The organism is Pseudomonas sp. CFBP 8770 (assembly GCF_014841705.1).
Lineage (GTDB): Bacteria > Pseudomonadota > Gammaproteobacteria > Pseudomonadales > Pseudomonadaceae > Aquipseudomonas.
On sequence record NZ_JACYUL010000001.1, the window covers coordinates 838,866 to 859,485 of the forward strand.

Annotated in this window: 15 protein-coding genes and 1 pseudogene; 5 read left to right on the forward strand and 11 right to left on the reverse strand. The window is 64.6% G+C overall.

What is annotated here, in order from left to right:
• Window positions 1–47: 47 nt before the first annotated feature.
• The gene (locus IFT98_RS03745; RefSeq protein ID WP_192047261.1) at window positions 48–1,211 is read left to right on the forward strand and encodes a PilT/PilU family type 4a pilus ATPase; all 1,164 of its coding nucleotides are present in this window, start codon (window positions 48–50) and stop codon (window positions 1,209–1,211) included.
• A gap of 91 nt (window positions 1,212–1,302) precedes the next feature.
• Here the strand turns inward: IFT98_RS03745 and IFT98_RS03750 are convergent, their stop codons facing one another.
• The 11 genes from IFT98_RS03750 to xdhA all read right to left on the reverse strand — a co-directional run bounded on the left by IFT98_RS03750 (window position 1,303) and on the right by xdhA (window position 15,109).
• Window positions 1,303–2,097: an endonuclease/exonuclease/phosphatase family protein gene (locus IFT98_RS03750; RefSeq protein ID WP_122714227.1), complete on the reverse strand. Its 795-nt coding sequence runs from the start codon at window positions 2,095–2,097 to the stop codon at window positions 1,303–1,305.
• A 70-nt stretch (window positions 2,098–2,167) separates the two neighbouring features.
• Window positions 2,168–2,938, reverse strand: a complete 771-nt coding sequence (gene hbdH / locus IFT98_RS03755; protein WP_192047556.1) for a 3-hydroxybutyrate dehydrogenase — start codon at window positions 2,936–2,938, stop codon at window positions 2,168–2,170.
• 39 nt (window positions 2,939–2,977) lie between these two features.
• Window positions 2,978–4,555, reverse strand: coding sequence for an ABC transporter ATP-binding protein (locus IFT98_RS03760; RefSeq protein WP_192047260.1), 1,578 nt, complete (start codon window positions 4,553–4,555; stop codon window positions 2,978–2,980).
• Window positions 4,556–4,707: 152 nt separating this feature from the next.
• Entirely contained in the window at window positions 4,708–5,730 is a 1,023-nt protein-coding gene (locus tag IFT98_RS03765; RefSeq protein ID WP_122479667.1) for an ABC transporter permease, read from the reverse strand.
• Window positions 5,727–6,788 carry a microcin C ABC transporter permease YejB gene (locus tag IFT98_RS03770; RefSeq protein WP_192047259.1) on the reverse strand — a complete coding sequence of 354 codons (1,062 nt, stop codon included), beginning with the start codon at window positions 6,786–6,788 and terminating at the stop codon, window positions 5,727–5,729. The genes IFT98_RS03765 and IFT98_RS03770 overlap by 4 nt, the downstream gene beginning before the upstream one ends.
• Entirely contained in the window at window positions 6,788–8,635 is a 1,848-nt protein-coding gene (locus IFT98_RS03775) for an extracellular solute-binding protein (protein WP_192047258.1), read from the reverse strand. Before IFT98_RS03775 ends, IFT98_RS03770 begins: the two co-directional genes overlap by 1 nt.
• 118 nt (window positions 8,636–8,753) lie before the next feature.
• The gene (locus IFT98_RS03780; RefSeq protein ID WP_122795683.1) at window positions 8,754–9,035 is read right to left on the reverse strand and encodes a peptidylprolyl isomerase; all 282 of its coding nucleotides are present in this window, start codon (window positions 9,033–9,035) and stop codon (window positions 8,754–8,756) included.
• Window positions 9,036–9,123: 88 nt separating this feature from the next.
• Window positions 9,124–10,431, reverse strand: coding sequence for a guanine deaminase (gene guaD / locus IFT98_RS03785; RefSeq protein ID WP_192047257.1), 1,308 nt, complete (start codon window positions 10,429–10,431; stop codon window positions 9,124–9,126).
• Window positions 10,428–11,294 carry a xanthine dehydrogenase accessory protein XdhC gene (gene xdhC / locus IFT98_RS03790; protein WP_192047256.1) on the reverse strand — a complete coding sequence of 289 codons (867 nt, stop codon included), beginning with the start codon at window positions 11,292–11,294 and terminating at the stop codon, window positions 10,428–10,430. The genes guaD and xdhC overlap by 4 nt, the downstream gene beginning before the upstream one ends.
• Complete coding sequence (xdhB, locus tag IFT98_RS03795) at window positions 11,287–13,662, reverse strand: xanthine dehydrogenase molybdopterin binding subunit (protein WP_192047255.1); 2,376 nt, start codon at window positions 13,660–13,662, stop codon at window positions 11,287–11,289. The genes xdhC and xdhB overlap by 8 nt, the downstream gene beginning before the upstream one ends.
• Window positions 13,655–15,109 (reverse strand): xanthine dehydrogenase small subunit, encoded by a 1,455-nt coding sequence (xdhA, locus tag IFT98_RS03800; RefSeq protein ID WP_192047254.1) that lies wholly within the window; start codon window positions 15,107–15,109, stop codon window positions 13,655–13,657. Before xdhA ends, xdhB begins: the two co-directional genes overlap by 8 nt.
• Before the next feature lie 246 nt (window positions 15,110–15,355).
• On the opposite strand from xdhA, the gene IFT98_RS03805 reads away from it, so the two are divergent.
• The 4 genes and pseudogenes from IFT98_RS03805 (at window position 15,356) to zipA (ending at window position 20,565) form a co-directional block, all read left to right on the forward strand.
• Window positions 15,356–16,015 (forward strand): GntR family transcriptional regulator, encoded by a 660-nt coding sequence (locus IFT98_RS03805; protein WP_192047253.1) that lies wholly within the window; start codon window positions 15,356–15,358, stop codon window positions 16,013–16,015.
• Window positions 16,016–16,017: 2 nt separating this feature from the next.
• On the forward strand, window positions 16,018–17,110 hold a 1,093-nt coding region (locus IFT98_RS20975), incomplete at its 3' end, for a chromosome segregation SMC family protein (protein WP_244652821.1).
• Between the two features lies 1 nt (window position 17,111).
• Window positions 17,112–19,449 (forward strand): annotated as a pseudogene (smc, locus tag IFT98_RS03810) (chromosome segregation protein SMC); the annotation flags it as partial.
• A gap of 192 nt (window positions 19,450–19,641) precedes the next feature.
• Window positions 19,642–20,565, forward strand: coding sequence for a cell division protein ZipA (zipA, locus tag IFT98_RS03815; protein WP_192047252.1), 924 nt, complete (start codon window positions 19,642–19,644; stop codon window positions 20,563–20,565).
• Window positions 20,566–20,620: the final 55 nt, after the last annotated feature.

Sequence of the window (20,620 nt, forward strand, 5' to 3'; positions counted from 1 at the left end):
GCTATAGCTTACTTTCTATCGACCGCCTTTACAGGACCCCCAAGCCTATGGAAATCCAGGCATTGCTAAAGCTCCTGGCCAGTCAGGACGGCTCCGACCTCTACCTGTCCACTGGCGCGCCACCCTGCGCCAAGTTCAACGGCGTGCTCAAGCCGCTCAGCGCCGAAGCCCTGAAGCCAGGCGACATTGCCGAGATCGCCGCCGGCATCATGGACGCCGAGCAGCGTATCGACTTCGAGCGCGAGCTGGAAATGAATCTGGCGTTGTCGATCCACGGGGTAGGGCGCTTTCGCGTCAATATCTTCAAGCAGCGCAACGAAGTGTCGATTGTCGCACGCAACATCAAGCTCGACATTCCCAGCTTCGAAGACCTCAAGCTGCCGCGCAAGCTGCTCGACGTGATCATGGAGAAACGCGGCCTGGTGCTGTTCGTCGGCGCTACCGGTTCCGGCAAGTCGACGTCGCTGGCGGCATTGATCGACTACCGCAACCGCAACAGCAGCGGGCACATCATCACCATCGAGGACCCGGTGGAGTTCATCCATCGGCACAAGAAGTCGATCATCAACCAGCGCGAAGTGGGCGTCGACACGCGCAGCTTCCAGGCCGCCCTGAAGAACACCCTGCGCCAGGCGCCGGACGTGATCCTGATCGGCGAGATCCGCGACCGCGAAACCATGGAACACGCATTGGCATTCGCCGACACCGGTCACCTGGCGATTTCCACCCTGCATGCCAACAACGCCAACCAGGCGCTGGACCGCATCATCAATTTCTTCCCCGAAGACCGCCGCCCGCAGTTGCTCAACGATCTGGGCAACAACCTGCAGGCGTTCGTCTCGCAGCGGCTGGTACGCACCACCGACGGCAAGCGCCGCGCGGCGGTCGAGGTGATGCTGGGCACGCCGACGATTCGCGACTTCATTCACCGCAACGAGTTTTCCGAGCTCAAGGGCATCATGGAAAAATCCGTGAACCTGGGCATGCAGACGTTCGACCATGCTTTGTACGAGCTGGCCATCGAAGGGGCGATCAGCGAGGAGGAGGCGTTGAAGAATGCCGATTCGGTGAACAACCTGCGCCTGCGCTTGAAGCTGCATGGCGAGGAAGGCGTGCAGCACACCTCGGCGCCTGCCCCGCCAACGCCTGCGCTCGACCGTAAAAGCGCGGATTGGGGCCTGGTGAGCGACGACCCTGAAAGCCAGCAGTGACCGCGAAGCAGACGCCGCGGAGCGTCAGATGATACGCGGAGCGCTTTTCGCGGCCGCTGACCGCTCCCACGATAGACCGCGTTTCAGTGGATCACAGGTGGATCTCAACCGCCAACGGCAAGTGATCCGACAGGTGCGTCCACGGCTTGTTGCCCAGAATGATCGGCCCGTGGCTGGTCGCGTTCCTGACATAGATCCGGTCCAGGCGCAGCAGTGGAAAGCGCGCCGGGTAGGTCTTGGCCAACTGCCCGTTGTGCCGCTCGAATGCCTCGTGCAGATCCTTGCGCTTGGCCAGGGTCGCATTGCCGCGCAACTGCCAGTCGTTGAAATCGCCGGCAATGATCACCGGCGCGTCCTCGGGCAATGAATCGAGCAGTTGGCTCAACAGCGCCAATTGCTGTTGCCGGTGGCTTTCCAGCAGCGACAAGTGCACGCAGATCGCATGCACCTCGTCGTGCCCCGGTACCTGCAACACGCAATGCAACAAGCCGCGGCGCTCAGGTCCGGTGATCGAGATGTCGAGGTTGCTGTAGCGCAGGATCGGGTACTTGGACAGCACCGCGTTGCCATGGTGGCCGTCCGGGTACACCGCGTTGCGCCCGTAGGCGAAATCGCTCCACATGCTGTCGGCGAGAAACTCGTACTGTGACATCTGCGGCCAGTTGGAGAACTTCGACGCATGGCCGTCGTGGCCGCCCAGCACTTCCTGCAGGAACACCAGGTCGGCGCTGGTGCTGCGCACCGCCTCACGCAATTCGGGCAGGATGAAACGGCGGTTGAATGCGGTAAAACCCTTGTGTGTATTCACCGTCAGCACCCGCAGGCGATGCACTTCACGGGTCTGGTCCGGCGCTTGCGGGCCGAGCGGTTCGCTGGGGGGAGCGATGGTCACAGAAGCTCCTTGCACATGGTAATGTCCTTACTCCGACTTTGCCGGCACAGCGCGGTTCCCCGCGTCATTGCGCCAGCCAGCCACCGTCGATGTTCCACGCCGCACCGCGCACCTGGCTACCGGCCTCGCTGCACAGAAACATCACCAGTTCGCCCAGATGCTCGGGCGTGACGAATGCCAGCGAGGGCTGTTTTTCCGCGAGCAATTCGCGCTGGGCGTCGGCCGGGTCACCTCCCTTGGCCGCACGATCATCGATCTGCTTCTGCACCAGCGGGGTCAGCACGAAGCCAGGGCAGATGGCGTTGCAGGTGATCTGCGTGGTCGCGGTTTCCAGGCCGACCACCTTGGTCAGGCCGATCACGCCATGCTTGGCGGCGACATAGGCGGCCTTGCCCACCGAGCCCACCTGGCCGTGCACCGAGGCGATATTGACGATCCGCCCCCAGCCTTTTTCCCGCATGCCCGGCAGCGCCAGGCGAGTGGCGTGGAACACCGAGGACAGGTTGATCGCGATGATCGCGTCCCAGCGCTCCACCGGAAACGCCTCGACCGCCGCCACGTGCTGGATGCCGGCGTTATTGACCAGGATATCGACACCGCCGAACGTCGCTTGCACGTACTCGAACAGCGCGGCCAGCTGCGTCGGGTCACTCACGTCGGCACCGTGGTGGGCGACCTGGGTGCCGTGCCGGCGCACTTCGGCCAGCGCCGCGGCCGGGTCGCCGAAACCGTTGAGTACCACATTGGCGCCGTGACGGGCCAGCACCGAAGCAATGCCCAGGCCGATGCCGCTGGTGGAGCCGGTAACCAAAGCCGTCTTGCCGTCGAGTGCCATATGCATTGCCTCTGGGGTTGTCCTGCAATCTATACCACGCTACACCAGCGCTGCCTGCAGCAATTCCTGGGTGTAGGGGTGCCGAGGGTCGGTGAACAGCCGGTCGGTAGGGCCGCGCTCCACCACCTGACCGTCCTTGACCACGATCACATCATGGGCCAGCGCCCGCACCACCGCCAGGTCATGGCTGATGAACAGGTAGGTCAGGCCGTGGCGCTCTTGCAACTGACGCAGCAACTGCACCACCTGCTTCTGCACCGTGCGGTCGAGGGCCGAGGTCGGCTCGTCCAGCAGAATCAGCGCCGGGCGCAGCACCAGTGCGCGCGCGATGGCGATACGCTGACGCTGGCCGCCGGAAAATTCGTGGGGGTAACGGTGCCGCGCAGCGGGGTCCAGGCCTACTTCGCGCAGCACCTGGATGACCTGCTCGTCGCACGCCCGGCCGTTGGCGCCGCTGTGCACTTCCAGACCTTCACTGATGATCTGCGCCACCGACATGCGCGGGCTGAGGCTGCCGAAGGGGTCCTGGAAGACCACCTGCATCTGCTTGCGCCACGGTCGCATCTGCTTCTGATCCAGGCCATCGAGTGCCTGGCCCTGGAAGCGAATGCCGCCCTGGGAATCGAGCAGGCGCAGGATCGCCTGGCCGAGGGTCGACTTGCCCGAGCCGGACTCGCCGACGATGCCCAAAGTCTTGCCCTGCTGCACGCTCAGGCTGATGCCGTCCACGGCCTTGACGAACTCGCGCGGCTTGCGGAACAGGCCGCCGTCCAACGGGTACCAGACCTTTAGCCCGTCCACCTGCAACAGTTCCGGCCGGGTTTCCTCGGACAGCACCGCGCCGGCCGGTTCGGCGTCCAGCAACAGTTGGCTGTAGGGGTGCTGCGGTGCGCTGAACAGTTGCTCGCAAGCGGCCTGCTCGACGATTTCGCCGGCACGCATCACGCAGACGTGCTGGGCGATGCTGCGCACCAGGTTGAGGTCGTGGCTGATCAGCAGCAGCGACATGCCCAGGCGCGTCTGCAGTGACTGCAGCAACAGCAGGATGCGCCGCTGCACCGTGACGTCGAGGGCGGTGGTGGGTTCGTCGGCGATCAACAGCTGTGGCTCGCAGGCCAATGCCATGGCGATCATCACACGCTGGCGCTGGCCACCGGACAACTGGTGCGGGTAGGCCTTGAGGCGCTTGCGCGGGTTCTGGATGCCGACCATCTCGAGCAATTCCAGGATGCGTGCCTCGGCCTGCTTGCCACCCATGCCCTTGTGCACCAGCAGGGTTTCACCGATCTGCTTGTGCACGGTGTGCAAGGGATTGAGCGAGGTCATGGGCTCCTGGAAAATCATCGCGATGCGATCGCCGCGCATGCGGCGCAGGGTCGCTGCATCGGCGCCCATCAGTTCCTGCCCCTGGTAGCGCACGCTGCCGCTGCTCGTGCAAGCGGTGTTGGGCAACAGTTGCAGGATGGAATGGGCAGTCACCGACTTGCCCGAACCCGATTCCCCGACCAAGGCCACGCACTGGCCGACGGGAATGTCGAAGCTCACGTCCTTGACTACCGAATGGCCATTGAACGCCACGCTCAGGTCGCGGATCTCGATGAGGTTTTCAGCGGTCATGGGCAGGTGCCTTTTGGGGTGACAGGGAGGGCCTCTTCGCGGGCAGAGGGCTCGGCCGCCCGCCCCGCTCCCACAGATTCAGCTTCCAACAGGTCCTTGTGGGAGCGGGCTCTGCCCGCGAAGAGGCCCGCAAACCCACCACAAAACCCACCTCAAGCACGCGGATCGAACGCATCGCGCAGCCCCTCTCCAATGAACACCAGCAGCGACAGGATCAGCGCCAGGGTGAAAAAAGCGGTAAACCCCAGCCAGGGCGCCTGCAGGTTCTGCTTGCCCTGGGCAATCAATTCCCCCAGCGAAGCGCTGCCGGCCGGCATGCCGAAGCCGAGGAAATCCAGCGCCGTGAGGGTCGAGATCGCCCCGGTCAGAATGAACGGCAGAAAGCTCAGGGTCGCGTTCATGGCGTTGGGCAGAATGTGCCGCAGAATGATCTTGCGGTCCGATAGCCCCAGCGCCCGCGCTGCCTTGACGTATTCCAGGTTGCGGCCGCGCAGGAACTCGGCGCGCACCACGTCCACCAGCGCCAGCCAGGAGAACAGCGCCATGATCCCCAGCAACCACCAGAAATTGGGTTCGACGAAGCCCGACAGGATGATCAGCAGGTAAAGCACCGGCAGCCCCGACCAGACCTCCAACAGGCGCTGGCCGAACAGGTCCACCCAACCGCCGTAGTAACCTTGCAGAGCACCGGCGCCGATGCCGATCAGCGAGCTGATCAAGGTCAGCGCCAGGGCGAACAGGATCGACACCCGCGCACCGAAGATGACCCGCGCCAGCACATCGCGCGACTGGTCGTCGGTGCCCAGCCAGTTGGTGGTCGACGGCGGGCTGGGCGCCGGTTGGGTCAGGTCGTAGTTGGGCGTGTCGGCGCTGAACGGAATCGGCGGAAACAGCATCCAGCCGCCGCGCCCCTCGATCAGCTGGCGTACATAGTCGCTGCGGTAGTCCGCCTGGAACGGCAGCTGGCCGCCGAATTCCTGCTCGGTATGGCGCTTGAACACCGGGAAATACAGCTCGCCGTCGTACTTGAGCACCAGCGGTTTGTCATTGGCCACCAGTTCGCCGCCCAGGGTCAGGGCGAACAGGGCCAGGAACAGCCACAGCGACCACCAGCCGCGGCGGTTCTGCTTGAAGCGGTCCAGGCGACGACGGGCCAGGGGCGACAGGCGCATCAGGCATTCCTCGCGCTGAAGTCGATGCGTGGATCGACCAGGGTGTAGCACAGGTCGCCGATCAGTTTGATCAGCAGCCCCAGCAGGGTAAAGATGAACAGCGAGCCGAACACCACCGGATAATCCCGCGCCACGGCGGCCTCATAGCTCAGGCGACCGAGCCCGTCGAGCGAGAAGATCACCTCGATCAGCAACGAGCCGGCGAAGAACACGCTGATGAACGCCTGGGGCAGGCCGGCCACCACCAGCAGCATGGCGTTGCGGAACACATGGCCGTACAGCACCCGTCGCTCGCTCAGGCCCTTGGCCCGCGCCGTCACCACGTACTGCCGGGTGACCTCGTTGAGGAAGGAGTTCTTGGTGAGAATGGTCAAGGTGGCGAAACCGCCGATCACCAGCGAGGTGACCGGCAGCACCAGGTGCCAGAAGTAGTCGGCGACCTTGCCCAGCAGGCTGAGCTCGGCGAAATTGTCCGAGACCAGCCCGCGCACCGGAAACCAGTTCAGCGAAGTGCCGCCGGCGAACACCACGATCAGCAGCATGGCGAACAGGAACGCCGGCATGGCATAGCCGATGATGATCAGGCTGCTGCTCCAGATGTCGAAGCGGCTGCCATGCTGCACCGCCTTGCGGATGCCCAGCGGGATCGACACCAGGTAGGTGATCAAGGTGGCCCAGAAGCCCAGCGAGAGGGTCACCGGCATCTTGTCCAGGATCAGGTCGGTGACCTTGGCGCCGCGAAAGAAGCTGCTGCCGAAATCCAGCACCGCGTAGCTCTTGATCATCAGCCACAGGCGCTCATGGGCCGGTTTGTCGAAACCGTACTGGCGCTCGATGTCCTTGATCAGTTTCGGGTCCAGGCCACGGCTGGCCCGCGAGCCGCCCTGCAGGGTGTCGCCGCCGCCACCGGTGACGCTGGCGCCGCCCACGCCCTGCAGGCGCGCAATGGCTTGCTCCACCGGCCCCCCCGGCGCGGCCTGGACGATGGCGAAATTAACCAGCAGGATCGCCAGCAAGGTCGGCACGATCAGCAGCAGGCGACGTAGCGTGTAACCCAGCATCAGTGAGTCTTCCCTGTCAGGCGGTCGCGCATCTGTTCGGTGGTCAGCGCCGTCGGGCTGACCTCCCACCAGGTTTCGATGGCCGGGTCATTGGGCGCTGGTGAGGCGGGCATGCCGAAGCGGTTCCACCACACGGTGGAGGTGCCTGGCGGGTAATAGTTGGGCACCCAGTAGTAGTTCCACTGCAGCACCCGGTCGAGGGCGTGCGCGTAGTCACGCATCTGCGGTTGCGTGCTGGCCGCGCCAAGGCCGTTGATCAACTGGTCCACGGCCGGGTCCTTGAGCACCATCAGGTTGTTCGAGCCGGGGTCGGTGGCCACGCTCGAGCCGAAGAAATTGTACAGCTCGATGCCCGGCGTCGGGGTCACCGGGTAGCCGCTGATGATCATGTCGTAGTCGCGCGCCATCAAGCGGTTGACGTACTGCGAGGAATCGATGCGACGAATTTCCATGGTGATGCCGATCTGCGCCAGGTTGCGCTTCCACGGCAACAGCAAGCGCTCCAGACCGTTCTGGGTATTGAGAAAGGTGAAGCTCAGCGGCTGGCCTTCGGCGTTCACCAGGCGGTCACCGTCGGCGTGCCAGCCGGCCAGTTGCAGCAGGCGCAAGGCCTGCAACTGCTTGTCGCGGATCAAGCCCGAGCCGTCGCTGACGGGCGCATGAAAGACTTTGCTGAACACTTCATCCGGCACCTGGCCACGCAGTTTTTCCAGAATCTGCAATTCGCCGTCGCTGGGCAATTCACGCGCGGCCAGCGGGCTGTTGGAGAAGAAGCTCTGCTGCCGGATGTACATGCCGCGCATCATCTGCCGATTGCTCCATTCGAAATCCCACAGCATGGCCAGCGCCTGGCGCACGCGGCGGTCCTGGAACACCGGTCGCTGCAGATTGAAAATGAAGCCCTGGGCCGATTGCAGGCCCTGCTTGGCCAGGTGCGCGCGTTGCAGGCGGCCATCGTCGAGCGCCGGGCCGTTGTAGCCGATGGTGTAGGCGGTGGCGGAGAACTCGCGGTTGTAGTCATAGCCGCCGCCGCGCAGCACCTGGCGGGCCACGTCGGTGTCGCCGAAGTACTCGATGCTGAAGCGGTCGAAATTGTACATGCCACGCGCTTCGGGCAGGTCCTTGCCCCACCAGTCGGGGTTGCGCTGGAAGGTGATACTACGGCCGTTGTCGATCTTGTCGATACGGTACGGGCCGCTGCCCAGCGGCGCCTCGAAGCCACCACCGTTGGCGAAGTCGCGGGTTTTCCACCAGTGTTCAGGCAGTACCGGCAGCGTCGCGAGGTCCAGCGGCAGGGTGCGGCTGTCGGCGTTCTTGAAGTTGAAGCGCACCTGCCGTGGGCCCTCGACCTGCACGTCCGCGACATTGGCGAACTGCGTGCGGTAGCCCAGGCTGCCTTCGCGCATCAGCAGTTCGAAGGTGTAGCGCACGTCCTGCGCGGTGATCGGCTGGCCGTCGGCGAACACCGCCTTGGGGTTGAGGTAGAAGCGCAGCCACAGGCCGTCTTCAGCGCGCTCCATGCGCTCGGCCACCAGCCCGTACACGGTGTACGGCTCGTCCAGCGAGCGTACCGCCAAAGGGGCGTAGAGCAGGCCGTCGACCTGGCTGACGCCGATGCCCTTGTCGATGTACGGCAGAATGTGGTCGTACTGGCCGATCTCGACCGCCGAGCGGCGCAGGCTGCCGCCCTTGGGCGCGTCGGGATTCACATAGTCGAAATGCTGGAAGTCGGCGGGGTAACGCGGCGCTTCGCCGTAGACGGTCAATGCATGCTGCGCCGCAGCCTGGGCATCGGCCACCGTGGTGAACAGGGCACAAAGAACGAATGAGAGGAAAACTGCGCGCATTGTCTGCCTGGGTCGAAGAGCGAAGGGTGCAGCCTAACATCATGGCCCGGTGGCATTGCAAATGCAGAACGGCCCGCGATAGACGGGCCGTTCGGGTGTAACGCAGACCGTGGACCGATCAGTCCTGACGGCTGGTGACTTCCAGCAGGTGGTAACCGAACTGGGTCTTCACCGGGCCCTGCACGACGTTGATCGGCGCGCTGAATACGACGGTGTCGAATTCCTTGACCATCTGGCCTGGGCCGAACGAACCCAGGTCGCCACCTTGGCGGCTCGATGGGCAGGTGGAGTTGGCCTTGGCGATCTCTGCGAAATCGGCGCCGCCTTCGATCTGGGACTTGAGGTCGTTGCACTTGGCTTCGTCGGCGACCAGGATGTGGCGGGCAGTGGCTTTAGCCATGGTGATTCTCCTTTCTGAAAAAGTGGGCAGGGTACCCGATTGAGGGGGCATTTTCCTGCAAAAGTTCCATGCGAATGTGTACGGACGCTCAGTCGCGGCAATGCACCTGGCGCCCTGCGGCGTAGGTCTGCAGCACCGCGCGGTCGTCGCCCAGGGTCATCAGCACGAACAGCACTTCCTCGAAGGTCTTGGCCTGGCTGATGCGATAACTCAGCAGCGGCGTGGCATGGTAGTCGAGCACCACGAAGTCGGCGTCGGTGCCTGGTTGCAGCGTGCCGACGCGGTCTTCCAGGCGCAGTGCGCGAGCGCCGCCCAGGGTTGCCAGGTACAGCGACTTGAACGGGTTGAGCTTTTCGCCCTGCAACTGCATGACCTTGTACGCCTCGTTCAGGGTCTGCAACAGCGAGAAGCTGGTGCCGCCGCCGACGTCGGTGCCCAGGCCGACATTGACCTTGAAACGCTCGGCCTGGGGCAGGTTGAACAGGCCGCTGCCCAGGAACAGGTTCGACGTCGGGCAAAAGGCGATGGCCGAGCCGGTTTCGGCCAGGCGCTGGCATTCCTCGTCGCACAGGTGCACGCCGTGGGCCAGCACCGAGCGCTCGCCGAGCAACTGGTAGTGGTCGTACACGTCCAGGTAGTTGCGCCGCTCGGGGAACAGCGCCTTGACCCACTCGATTTCCTTGAGGTTCTCGCTGATGTGGGTCTGCAGGTAGACGTCCGGGTATTCGCGCAGCAACTGACCGGCCAGGGTCAACTGCGCCTCGCTGCTGGTCGGCGCGAAGCGTGGCGTCACCGCGTAGTGCAGGCGGCCCTTGCCGTGCCAGCGCTCGATCAGCGCCTTGCTCTGGGCGTAGCTGCTGTCGGCAGTGTCGGTCAGGTAGTCCGGCGCGTTGCGGTCCATCATCACCTTGCCGGCGATCAGCCGCAGGTCCAGGGCCTCGGCGGCCTCGAACAGGGCGTCGACCGATTCGGGGTGAACGCTGCCGAACACCAGCGCGGTGGTGGTGCCGTTGCGCAGCAGTTCCTTGAGGAAAATATCGGCCACTTGGTCGGCGTGGGCCTTGTCGCTGAACTGGCCTTCGCACGGGAAGGTGTACTCGTTCAGCCAGTCCAGCAGTTGCTCGCCGTAGGAGCCGACCATGCCGGTCTGCGGAAAATGAATGTGGGTGTCGATGAAACCGGGGGTGATCAAGGCATCCGGGTAATGGGTGACCTCGACGGTGTCCGCCAGGGTCGGCAGCACCTCGTCAGCCGCGCCCAGCGCCAGGATGCGACCGTCCTCCACCACCAGCACGCCATCGGCGAAATATTGGTAGGAGGCCTGGACACCGACCAGGGCAGGGTCGTCGAGGCTGTGCAGGATCGCGGCGCGATAGGCTTTGCGGGTAAGGCTCATGGTGCATCTCTCAAAGGAACGGGGCTGCGGCGCGAGCGCGGCAGCAGTTGGGCGACCCCCGGCGAGCTGGCTGTCCCCGGCTCGGCGCAGGCGCCAAAATGCGCATTGTAGGTGGCGATGATCTCGGCGGCGATGGAAACGGCGATTTCCATGGGCAGCTTGCCTTTCACTGCCGCCAGACCCATGGGGCAGCGCATGCGCTGCACCACACTGGGTGCGATGCCACGGTCGCGCAGGCGGTGCTCGAAGCGGGCGCGCTTGGTGGCCGAACCGATCAGGCCGAACCAGGTGAAATCGTTGCGTTCGAGAATGGCCCGGGTCAACTCCAGATCGAGCGAGTGGTCGTGGGTCATGACGATGCAGTAGCTGCCCGCCGGCAGGCTCGCCACTTCATCCACCGGCTCGTCGGTGATCACCTGGCAGACCCCGTCGGGCAGGCTCGGCGGAAACTCGTCGGCCCGCGAATCGACCCAGCGCACCCGGCACGGCAGGCTCGCCAGCAGGGGCACCAGCGCGCGGCCGACGTGGCCGGCGCCGAACACCACCACCTGAGCCTGCGCCTGCAGCATGGGCTCGAACAGCAGCACCGTGGCCCCGCCGCAGCATTGGCCCAGGCTGGCGCCCAGGCTGAAGCGTTCCAGACGCGTGGCGCGGGTGCCTTCGGCGAGCATCTGTCGAGCGATGTGCAGGCACTTGTACTCCAGATGGCCGCCGCCGATGGTGTCGTACAGGGCGGTGGCGCTGACCACCATCTTGGCCCCGGCGTTGCGCGGCGTGGAGCCCTTTTCTTCGATGATGGTCACCAGCACGCAGGCTTCGCCGCGGGCCTGATGCTCGGCCAGTGCGCCGATCCAGTCAGTCATGGTTCGTGCTCCCCTCGGTGGCCTGGCGCATCTGCTCGCAGCCCCAGAGCACCCGTTCAGGGGTGGCGGGGGCGTCAATGTTCGGTTGCAGGCGGTAATCAGCCAGGCTCGCCACGGCGTCCTTGATCGCGCACCAGGCGGCGATTCCCAACATGAACGGCGGCTCGCCCACGGCCTTGGAATGGAACACCGTGTCCTCCGGGTTCTTGCGGTTCTCCACCAGATGCACGCGCAGATCCTGCGGCATGTCGGCCACCGCCGGAATCTTGTACGAGGCCGGCCCGCTGGTCAGCAGCTTGCCCTGGTCGCTCCACACCAGTTCTTCGCAGGTCAGCCAGCCCACTCCTTGCAGGAAGCCGCCTTCCACCTGGCCGAGGTCGATGGCCGGGTTCAACGAGGCGCCGACGTCATGCAGGATATCGGTACGCAACAGCTTGTACTCGCCGGTCAGGGTGTCGATCAGCACTTCGCAGCACGCCGCGCCGTAGGCGAAATAGTAGAACGGTCGGCCCCGCGCCAGGCTGCGGTCGTAGTGGATTTTCGGCGTCTTGTAGTAGCCGGTGCTGGACAGCGACACCTGGCCCATCCACGCCTGCTGCACCAGGCTTTGGAAGGTCAGCAACTGGTCGCGTACGCGCACGTGGCCGTTGCTGAACGCCACGTCTTCTTCACTGACCCGATAATGCCGGGCGGCGAACTCGACCAGCCGCTGCTTGAGAATCAGCGCCGCGTTCTGCGCCGCCTTGCCGTTCAGGTCGGCACCGCTGGAAGCCGCCGTGGGCGAGGTGTTGGGCACCTTGTCGGTATTGGTCGCGGTGATCTGGATGCGCGCGATGTCGACCTGAAACACCTCGGCCACCACCTGCGCGACCTTGACGTTCAAGCCCTGGCCCATCTCGGTGCCGCCGTGGTTCAGGTGAATGCTGCCGTCGGTGTAGATATGGATCAGCGCCCCGGCCTGGTTGAGAAAGCTGGCGGTGAACGAGATCCCGAACTTCACCGGGGTCAGCGCCAGGCCTTTCTTCAATACCGGGCTGTCGGCGTTGAACGCGCGGATTGCCTCGCGGCGCTGGCCATAATCGCAACTGGCCTCGAGCTCGGCGGTGATCTCTTCGAGCAGGTTGTGCTCCACCGTCTGATAGTAGTGGGTGACGTTGCGCTCGGTCTTGCCGTAGTAGTTGGCCTTGCGCACCGCCAGCGGGTCGAGGGCCAGGTGGCGGGCGATGCGGTCCATCACTTCCTCGATGGCGACCATGCCCTGGGGGCCGCCGAAGCCGCGGTAGGCGGTGTTCGACGCGGTGTGGGTCTTGCAGCGGTGGCCATTGATCGTCGCGTCGCCCAGGTAATAGGCGTTGTCGGCATGGAACATCGCCCGGTCGACGATGGATGCCGACAGGTCGGGTGAGTAGCCACAGTTGCCGGCCAGGTCCAGATTGATTCCGTGCAGGCGCCCGCTGTCGTCGAAACCGACGTCGTACTCGATGTAGAAGGGGTGGCGCTTGCCGGTCATGTGCATGTCCTCGACCCGCGGCAGGCGCATCTTGGTCGGCTGCCCGGTCAGATGCGCCACCACCGCGCACAGACAGGCCGGGCTGGCCGCCTGGGTTTCCTTGCCGCCGAAGCCGCCTCCCATGCGGCGCATGTCCACCACCACTTGGCTCATCGACACGCCCAGCACTTCGGCCACCAGCTTCTGCACCTCGGTGGGGTTCTGCGTCGAGCAGTAGACGATCATCCCACCGTCCTCTGTGGGCATCACCGAGCTGATCTGCGTCTCCAGGTAGAAATGCTCCTGGCCACCGATGTGCAGGCTGCCCTGCAGACGATGGGTGGCGCTGGCCAGGGCGGTCGCCGAATCACCGCGCTGGTGGGTGTGGCTGTCGAGCACGAAATGCTTCTGCCGCAGCGCCTCCACCACATCCAGCACCGGCGGCAGATCTTCGTACTCGATCACGGCGGCCATCGCCCCGCGGCGGGCACTGTCCAGATCGCGCGCCGCCACCGCCAGCACCGGCTGGCCGACGAACTCGACCTTGTCGATCGCCAGCAGCGGGTCGCCTGGCAGCAGCGGACCGATGTCCTTGAGGCCGGGAATGTCCTCGTGGGTGATCGCCAGGCGCACGCCGGGAATGGTGTAGCAGGCCGACGTATCGATGCGCACGATGCGCGCGTGGGCACGGTCGGAAAGCCGGGCGTACACGTGCAACTGGTTGGGGAATTCCAGGCGGTCGTCGATGTACACCGCCTCACCGCTGACGTGCTTGTCGGCGCTGTCATGCTTGACGCCCCGGCCAACGCCGGTGGTCAGGCCCTGGGCGAACAGTTCAGCCATACGTGCCTGGCTGTCGGGCGCTGGATGCTCAGACATGGGCGCTCACCCGCGTTTGAATGTGCGGCGACTGCAACTCGATGAAGCATTTGCGCAGCAGGTTCTGCGCGGTCAGCAGGCGGTACTGCTTGCTCGCACGAAAATCCGATAGCGGCGTGAAGTCCTCGGCCAGGGCGGCGCAGGCAGCCTCGACGCTGGTCTTGTTCCAGGGCTTGCCGAGCAGCGCCGATTCACAGGCCGCAGCGCGCTTTGGAATCGCCGCCATGCCGCCGAAGGCTGCGCGCACATCGCGCACAACACCGTCTTCGATCAGCAGGTCGAACGCCGCACAGACTGCGGAAATGTCATCGTCCAGGCGTTTCGACACCTTGTAGGCGCGGAAAGCCCGCCGCGGGTCGGCGCGCGGCACGATGACCTTCTCGATGAACTCGCCGTCTTCGCGAGCGGTGACACGGTAGTCGATGAAATAGTCCTGCAGGGGCAGGGTGCGGCTGCGCGAGCCCTTGCGCAGTACCACCTGCGCGCCCAGGGCCAGCAGCAGCGGCGGGGTGTCACCGATCGGCGACGCATTGCCGATGTTGCCGCCCAGGGTGGCCTGGTTGCGGATCTGCAACGAAGCGAAGCGGTGCAGCAGGTGGCCAAAATCCGCGTACTCGTTCGCCAGTGCCTGATAGCAGTCGGTCAGCGGCGTGGCCGCGCCGATCTCCAGGCGGTCGTCGAACGTCTCGATGCGCTTCATCTCGGCCACGTGGCCCACGTAGATCATCACCGGCAGCACCCGGTGCGCCTGGGTGACCTTCAGTGCCAGGTCGGTGCCGCCGGCCAGCAGTCGTGCTTCGGGCTGCTCGCTGTACAGCTCGGCCAGGTCGGCCACGGTCAAGGGCACCAGACAGCGGTTGTTGCCGCCGTGGAGTTCGTCGGTGTGCGCCGGTGCAATGGTTTTCAGCCTGGCGATGGTCTGCGCCTGTTGGCTGTCGAACTGATCGGGCAGCGCGGGTCCGCCGCAGGCCTGGGCCGCAGCGTCGAGAATCGGCCGGTAGCCGGTGCAGCGGCACAGGTTGCCGGCCAGTGCTTCGCAGGCCTGCTCGCGGCTGGCTTGGGGTTGGTTCTTCTGCAGGGCGAACAGCGACATGACGAAGCCCGGGGTGCAGAACCCGCACTGCGAGCCATGGCAATCGACCATGGCCTGCTGCACGCTGTGCAGACGGCCCTGATGCTTGAGGTCCTCGACACTGAGCAGCTGCTTGCCGTGAAGGCTGGCGACGAAGGTCAGGCACGCGTTGCTGCTGCGATAGCGGATATGCGTCTGCGCACCGTCTTCCACCAGTTCGCCGATCACCACCGTGCACGCACCGCAATCGCCGCTGGCGCAGCCCTCTTTGGTGCCTGGCCGCGCCAGATCGGTGCGCAGGTAGTCGAGCACGGTCAGGTTCGGGTCCAGGGCGTGCTCGGTATGCAGCTGTTGATTCAAGAGAAACTGGATCACGGATGGCCTCACGACACCTGATTCTTGGGTCTGCCTTGAGCAGAATCTATGCGGCGGCCGGGAAGGGGTCAACGATTAGCTGACCTGCGGGTCAGGAAGTTTCGCGAACCCGTTGCCTGCGCCCCGGCAGTCCTGCTTTTGCCAAGCCACATCCGTGCCAACTGCCGCCTTTGCCGTTCAATTGGAGTACACTGCGCCGCATGCTTTGATCACAGCTTGCCGATTACCGATTGTCGAAGGAAACCCATGACGTTCAAGGCGCCGGACAGCCTCGCCGAGCAAATTGCCCATCATCTGGCCGAGCGCATCATCAACGGTGAGCTCAAGCCGGCCGAGCGCATTCAGGAACTCAAGGTCACCCAGGCGCTGAACGTCAGTCGTGGCTCGGTGCGCGAAGCCTTGTTGATTCTCGAGCGCCGCCACCTGGTCGAGATTCTGCCGCGGCGCGGCGCCCAGGTCAGCGAACTCACCGAACACAAGGTGCGCAGCCTGTGCGCCCTGATGGGCGAGATGTACATCATGCTCGGCGACGCCGTGGCCCAGCGCTGGCAGAGCGAGGCCGATCTCGCACCGTTCCTGGTCATCCAGCAACGCTTGCAGACCAGCTACGAGCGCCAGGACATCACCGCCTTCGTCGAGGACAGTTTCAACGTCATGCGCGCCGCCTACCCGTTCGCCAACAACCCGTACCTGCAAGAAACCATCGAGAACCTCCAGCCGGCCATGAACCGCACCTATTATCTGGCGCTGGAGCAGCGCAAGGCCTCGATGAGCGAATACCTGGCGTTGTTCGGGCGGCTGCTGCAGGCGGTTTCCGCGCGCGATCCGCAGCTCATCCGCAAGGTCCTCGGCGAATACTGCCAGCGCAGCTGCGAACTGGTGCTCAGCGCCCTGGCGGCGCGCTGAGCATGCGCCTCAAGTGCATTCGCCTGGCCGGCTTCAAGTCGTTCGTCGACCCGACCACAGTCAACTTCCCCAGCAACATGGCTGCCGTCGTCGGGCCCAACGGTTGCGGCAAGTCCAACATCATCGACGCCGTGCGCTGGGTCATGGGCGAAAGCTCGGCGAAGAACCTGCGCGGCGAGTCGATGACCGACGTCATCTTCAATGGCTCCACCAGCCGCAAGCCGGTCAGCCAGGCCAGCATCGAACTGGTGTTCGACAACAGCGACAGCACGCTGGTGGGCGAGTACGCGGCCTACGCGGAAATCTCGATCCGGCGCAAAGTCACCCGTGAAAGCCAGAACACCTATTACCTGAACGGCACCAAGTGCCGGCGCCGCGACATCACCGACATCTTCCTCGGCACCGGCCTGGGCCCGCGCAGCTACTCGATCATCGAACAGGGCATGATCTCCAAGCTGATCGAGGCCAAGCCCGAAGACCTGCGCAACTTCATCGAGGAGGCCGCCGGCATCTCCAAGTACAAGGAGCGCCGCCGCGAGACCGAGAGTCGCATTCGCCGTACCCACGAGAACCTGGCGCGCCTGACCGACCTGCGCGAAGAGCTGGAACGCCAGCTCGAACGCCTGCACCGCCAGGCCCAGGCGGCCGAGAAATACCAGCAGTACAAAGCCGAGGAACGCCAGCTCAAGGCGCAGCTGTCGGCCCTGCGCTGGCAGACCTTGAACGAGCAGGTGGGTCAGCGCGAGGCGGTCATCGCCGATCAGGAAGTGGCCTTCGAAGCGTTGGTGGCGGAACAGCGCAACGCCGATGCCAGCATCGAGCGCCTGCGCGATGGCCATCACGAGCTGTCCGAACGGTTCAATACCGTGCAGGCGCGCTTCTATTCCGTGGGCGGTGACATCGCCCGGGTCGAGCAGAACATCCAGCACGGCCAGCAGCGCCTGCGCCAACTGCAGGACGATTTCAAGGAAGCCGAGCGCGCCCGCCTGGAAACCGCATCGCACCTGGGCCACGACCAGACCCTGCTGGCGACCCTCGGCGAAGAGCTGGACATGCTCGAGCCCGAGCAGGCAATCAGCAGCGCCGCCGCCGAAGNGGACCGGTTCAACACTGACTCGGCCGAGCCACGGCGCCTGGCCGAAGTTCAGCAGGCGCGCATCGCCCAGCTCGAACTGTCGATGCAGCGCCTGGCCGAGCGGCAGCGGCGCCACAGCGAAGAGCGCGAACTGCTGGCGGCCGACCCGGAAGACGCGGCCATCCTCGAACTGGCCGAACAGCTGGCCAGCAGCGAAATGCTCATCGAAGAGTGGGCCGCCGAGGAACAGCAACACACCGAACAACTGGAGGCGACCCGGCAGCAACTGCAACAAGCGACCCAGGCCCAGCAGCAGGCCCAGGGCGAGCTGCAGCGGCTCAACGGCCGCCTGGCCTCCCTCGAGGCCTTGCAGCAGGCCGCGCTGGATCCGGGAACGGGCACCGCGCAGTGGCTGGATCAACAGGGGCTGGCCGACCATCCGCGTCTGGCCGAAGGGCTGCGCGTCGAGCCCGGCTGGGAGCTGGCGGTGGAAACCGTGCTGGGCGCCGATCTCCAGGCGGTGCTGGTCGATGATTTGCAAGGCCTCGACCTGGCCGGCTTCGACCAGGGCGAACTGCGCCTGATCAGCGAAGCTGCGGGCACCGTAGCCTTGCCGGACAGTCTGCTGCACAAGGTCCACAGCCAGGTCGACCTGAGCCCCTGGCTCGCTGGGGTGCGAACGGTCACCGACCTCGACAGCGCGCTGGTCCTGCGCAGCCAACTGGCCGCCGGCGAAAGCCTGGTCAGCCAGGACGGCTATTGGCTGGGTCGGCACTTTCTACGCGTCAGCCGTGGCAACGACGCCAGCCGCGGGGTTCTGGCCCGCGGGCAGGAGCTGCAGGCGCTGCAGCTGGACGTCGAGTCTCGTGAAGCGACCCTGGCGCAACTGCAGGACCAGCTGTTGGCCTGCCGTGAACAGCAGGATGCCCAGGAACAGCTGCGCGAACAGCTGCGCCGCCGCATCCAGGATGAAAACCGCCAGCAGGGCGAACTCAAGGCCAGGCTTTCGGCCAGCCGCGCCCGGGCCGAGCAGTTGGCGCTGCGTCGCCGTCGCCTCGACGAAGAACTCGGCGAGTTGGCCGAACAGCGCGCCCTGGAACACGAGCAGCTCGGCGAGTCGCGCCTGCAGTTGCAGGACGCGCTCGACGCCATGGCCACCGACACCGAACAGCGCGAACAGCTCATGGCGCAGCGCGACAGCCTGCGCGAAGGCCTGGAGCGCATTCGCCAGGACGCCCGCCAGCACAAGGATCGCGCGCACCAGTTGGCGGTTCGCCTGGGTTCGCTGCGCGCCCAGCACGACTCCACTGGCCAGGCGCTCGAACGCCTGCAGTTGCAGGCCGAGCGTTTGGGCGAGAAACGCGAACAATTGAGTCTGGGCCTGGAGGAGGGCGAAGCCCCGCTCGAAGAACTGCGCCTGGCCCTCGAAGGCCTGCTCGAGCAACGCATGGCCGTCGACGAAGAAATGCGCCACGCGCGGCTGGCGCTGGACGATGCCGATCGCGAGCTGCGCGAGGTCGAGAAACGTCGCACCCAGGCCGAGCAGCAGAGCCAGCTGTTGCGCGGCCAGCTGGAACAGCACCGCCTCGAGTGGCAGGGGCTCAGCGTGCGGCGCAAGACCCTGCAGGAGCAATTGCAGGCCGACGGCTACGACCTGCACGGCGTACTGGCCACCATCGACGTGCTGGCCAGCGAGCAGGAGGCCGAGGAAGAACTGCAACGTATAGACGGGCGCGTTCAGCGTCTGGGCGCGATCAACCTTGCGGCCATCGACGAATACCAGCAGCAATCCGAGCGCAAGCGCTATCTGGACGCGCAAAACGCCGACCTGGCCGAAGCGCTGGACACCCTGGAAAACGTCATCCGCAAGATCGACAAGGAAACCCGCAGCCGCTTCAAGGACACCTTCGACCAGATCAATGCCGGTTTGCAGGCACTTTTTCCAAAAGTTTTCGGTGGTGGCAGTGCTTATCTGGAACTGACGGGCGAAGATTTACTCGATACAGGGGTAACGATCATGGCGCGTCCGCCCGGCAAGAAGAACAGCACCATTCATTTGCTCTCCGGTGGCGAGAAAGCCTTGACCGCATTGGCCCTGGTTTTTGCCATCTTCAAACTGAATCCGGCGCCGTTCTGCATGCTCGACGAAGTCGATGCACCGCTGGACGATGCCAACGTCGGTCGTTACGCGCGGTTGGTGAAAGAGATGTCGCAGACGGTGCAGTTCATCTATATCACCCATAACAAGATCGCCATGGAGATGGCCGATCAGTTGATGGGGGTGACCATGCACGAACCCGGTTGCTCGCGACTGGTGGCCGTGGACGTGGAAGAGGCATTGGCCATGGTCGAGGCCTGAAAAACCCTTATCATGGCGTTAAAATCGAGCCAAATGCGACAGACGGTGTAAAGTTGTTTCTGGTCGTGCTAGTTTTACCAAAGTCTTGTTTACGCGTGGGAAAACGCCTGTCAGAACATACAGTTGGCGCCACGTCTTAAAGAGGGTTCACACCCTTTATTTTTCAGCATTTTTATAGAGGCACGGGATTACATGGAAATCGGTCTGCGCGAGTGGCTGATCCTCATCGGCATCATTGTCATTGCCGGCATTCTTTTCGACGGCTGGCGCCGGATGCGTGGCGGCAAGGGCAAGCTCAAGTTTCGCCTGGATCGCAACATCAACAACCTTCCCGAGGAAGACACCGGCGCCGAAGTGCTCGGGCCGCCTCGGGTGCTCGACGCTCACAAGGAGCCGCAGCTGGATGAGCATGACCTGCCGTCCATGAGCGCACAGCGCGATGGTGGCGGTCAGCGCGCCAAGCGCGAGCCGTCGGCTGATCACGCCGATTTGAACCTGGCCGTTGAGCCAGATGAGATCAAGGAGCCTCGCCAGGCCCGGCCGCCCAAGCCTGCACGCGAGCCCAAGCCGGCCAAACCGCAGCCTGCGATGAAAGCGGCGCGTGACGCCCACGACGATTTCGCCAATGACGGCAAGGGCTTCTCCAGCACGGGTGCACCGGCCGTAGAGAAAGACCTGCCACCGGTTGAAGAGGTGCTGGTGATCAGCGTCATCTCGCGCAGCGAGAGCGGCTTCCGCGGCCCTGCGTTGCTGCAGAACATCCTGGAAAGCGGCCTGCGCTTCGGTGAAATGGACATTTTCCATCGTCACGAAAGCATGGCCGGCAATGGCGAAGTGCTGTTCTCCATGGCCAATGCGGTCAAGCCGGGTATCTTCGATCTGGACGATATCGACCATTTCAGCACCCGTGCCGTGAGTTTTTTTCTCGGTCTGCCAGGCCCGCGTCATCCCAAGCAAGCCTTCGATGTCATGGTGGCTGCAGCGCGCAAACTGGCCCATGAACTGGACGGCGAATTGAAGGACGACCAGCGCAGCGTACTGACCGCGCAGACCATCGAGCACTACCGCCAGCGCATCGTCGAGTTCGAACGCCGCGCCATGACTCACAAGCGCTAAGTCCGATACTGCCGCAGCCCGTGCCCTTGTAGGAGCGGGCAGTGCCCGCGAACGG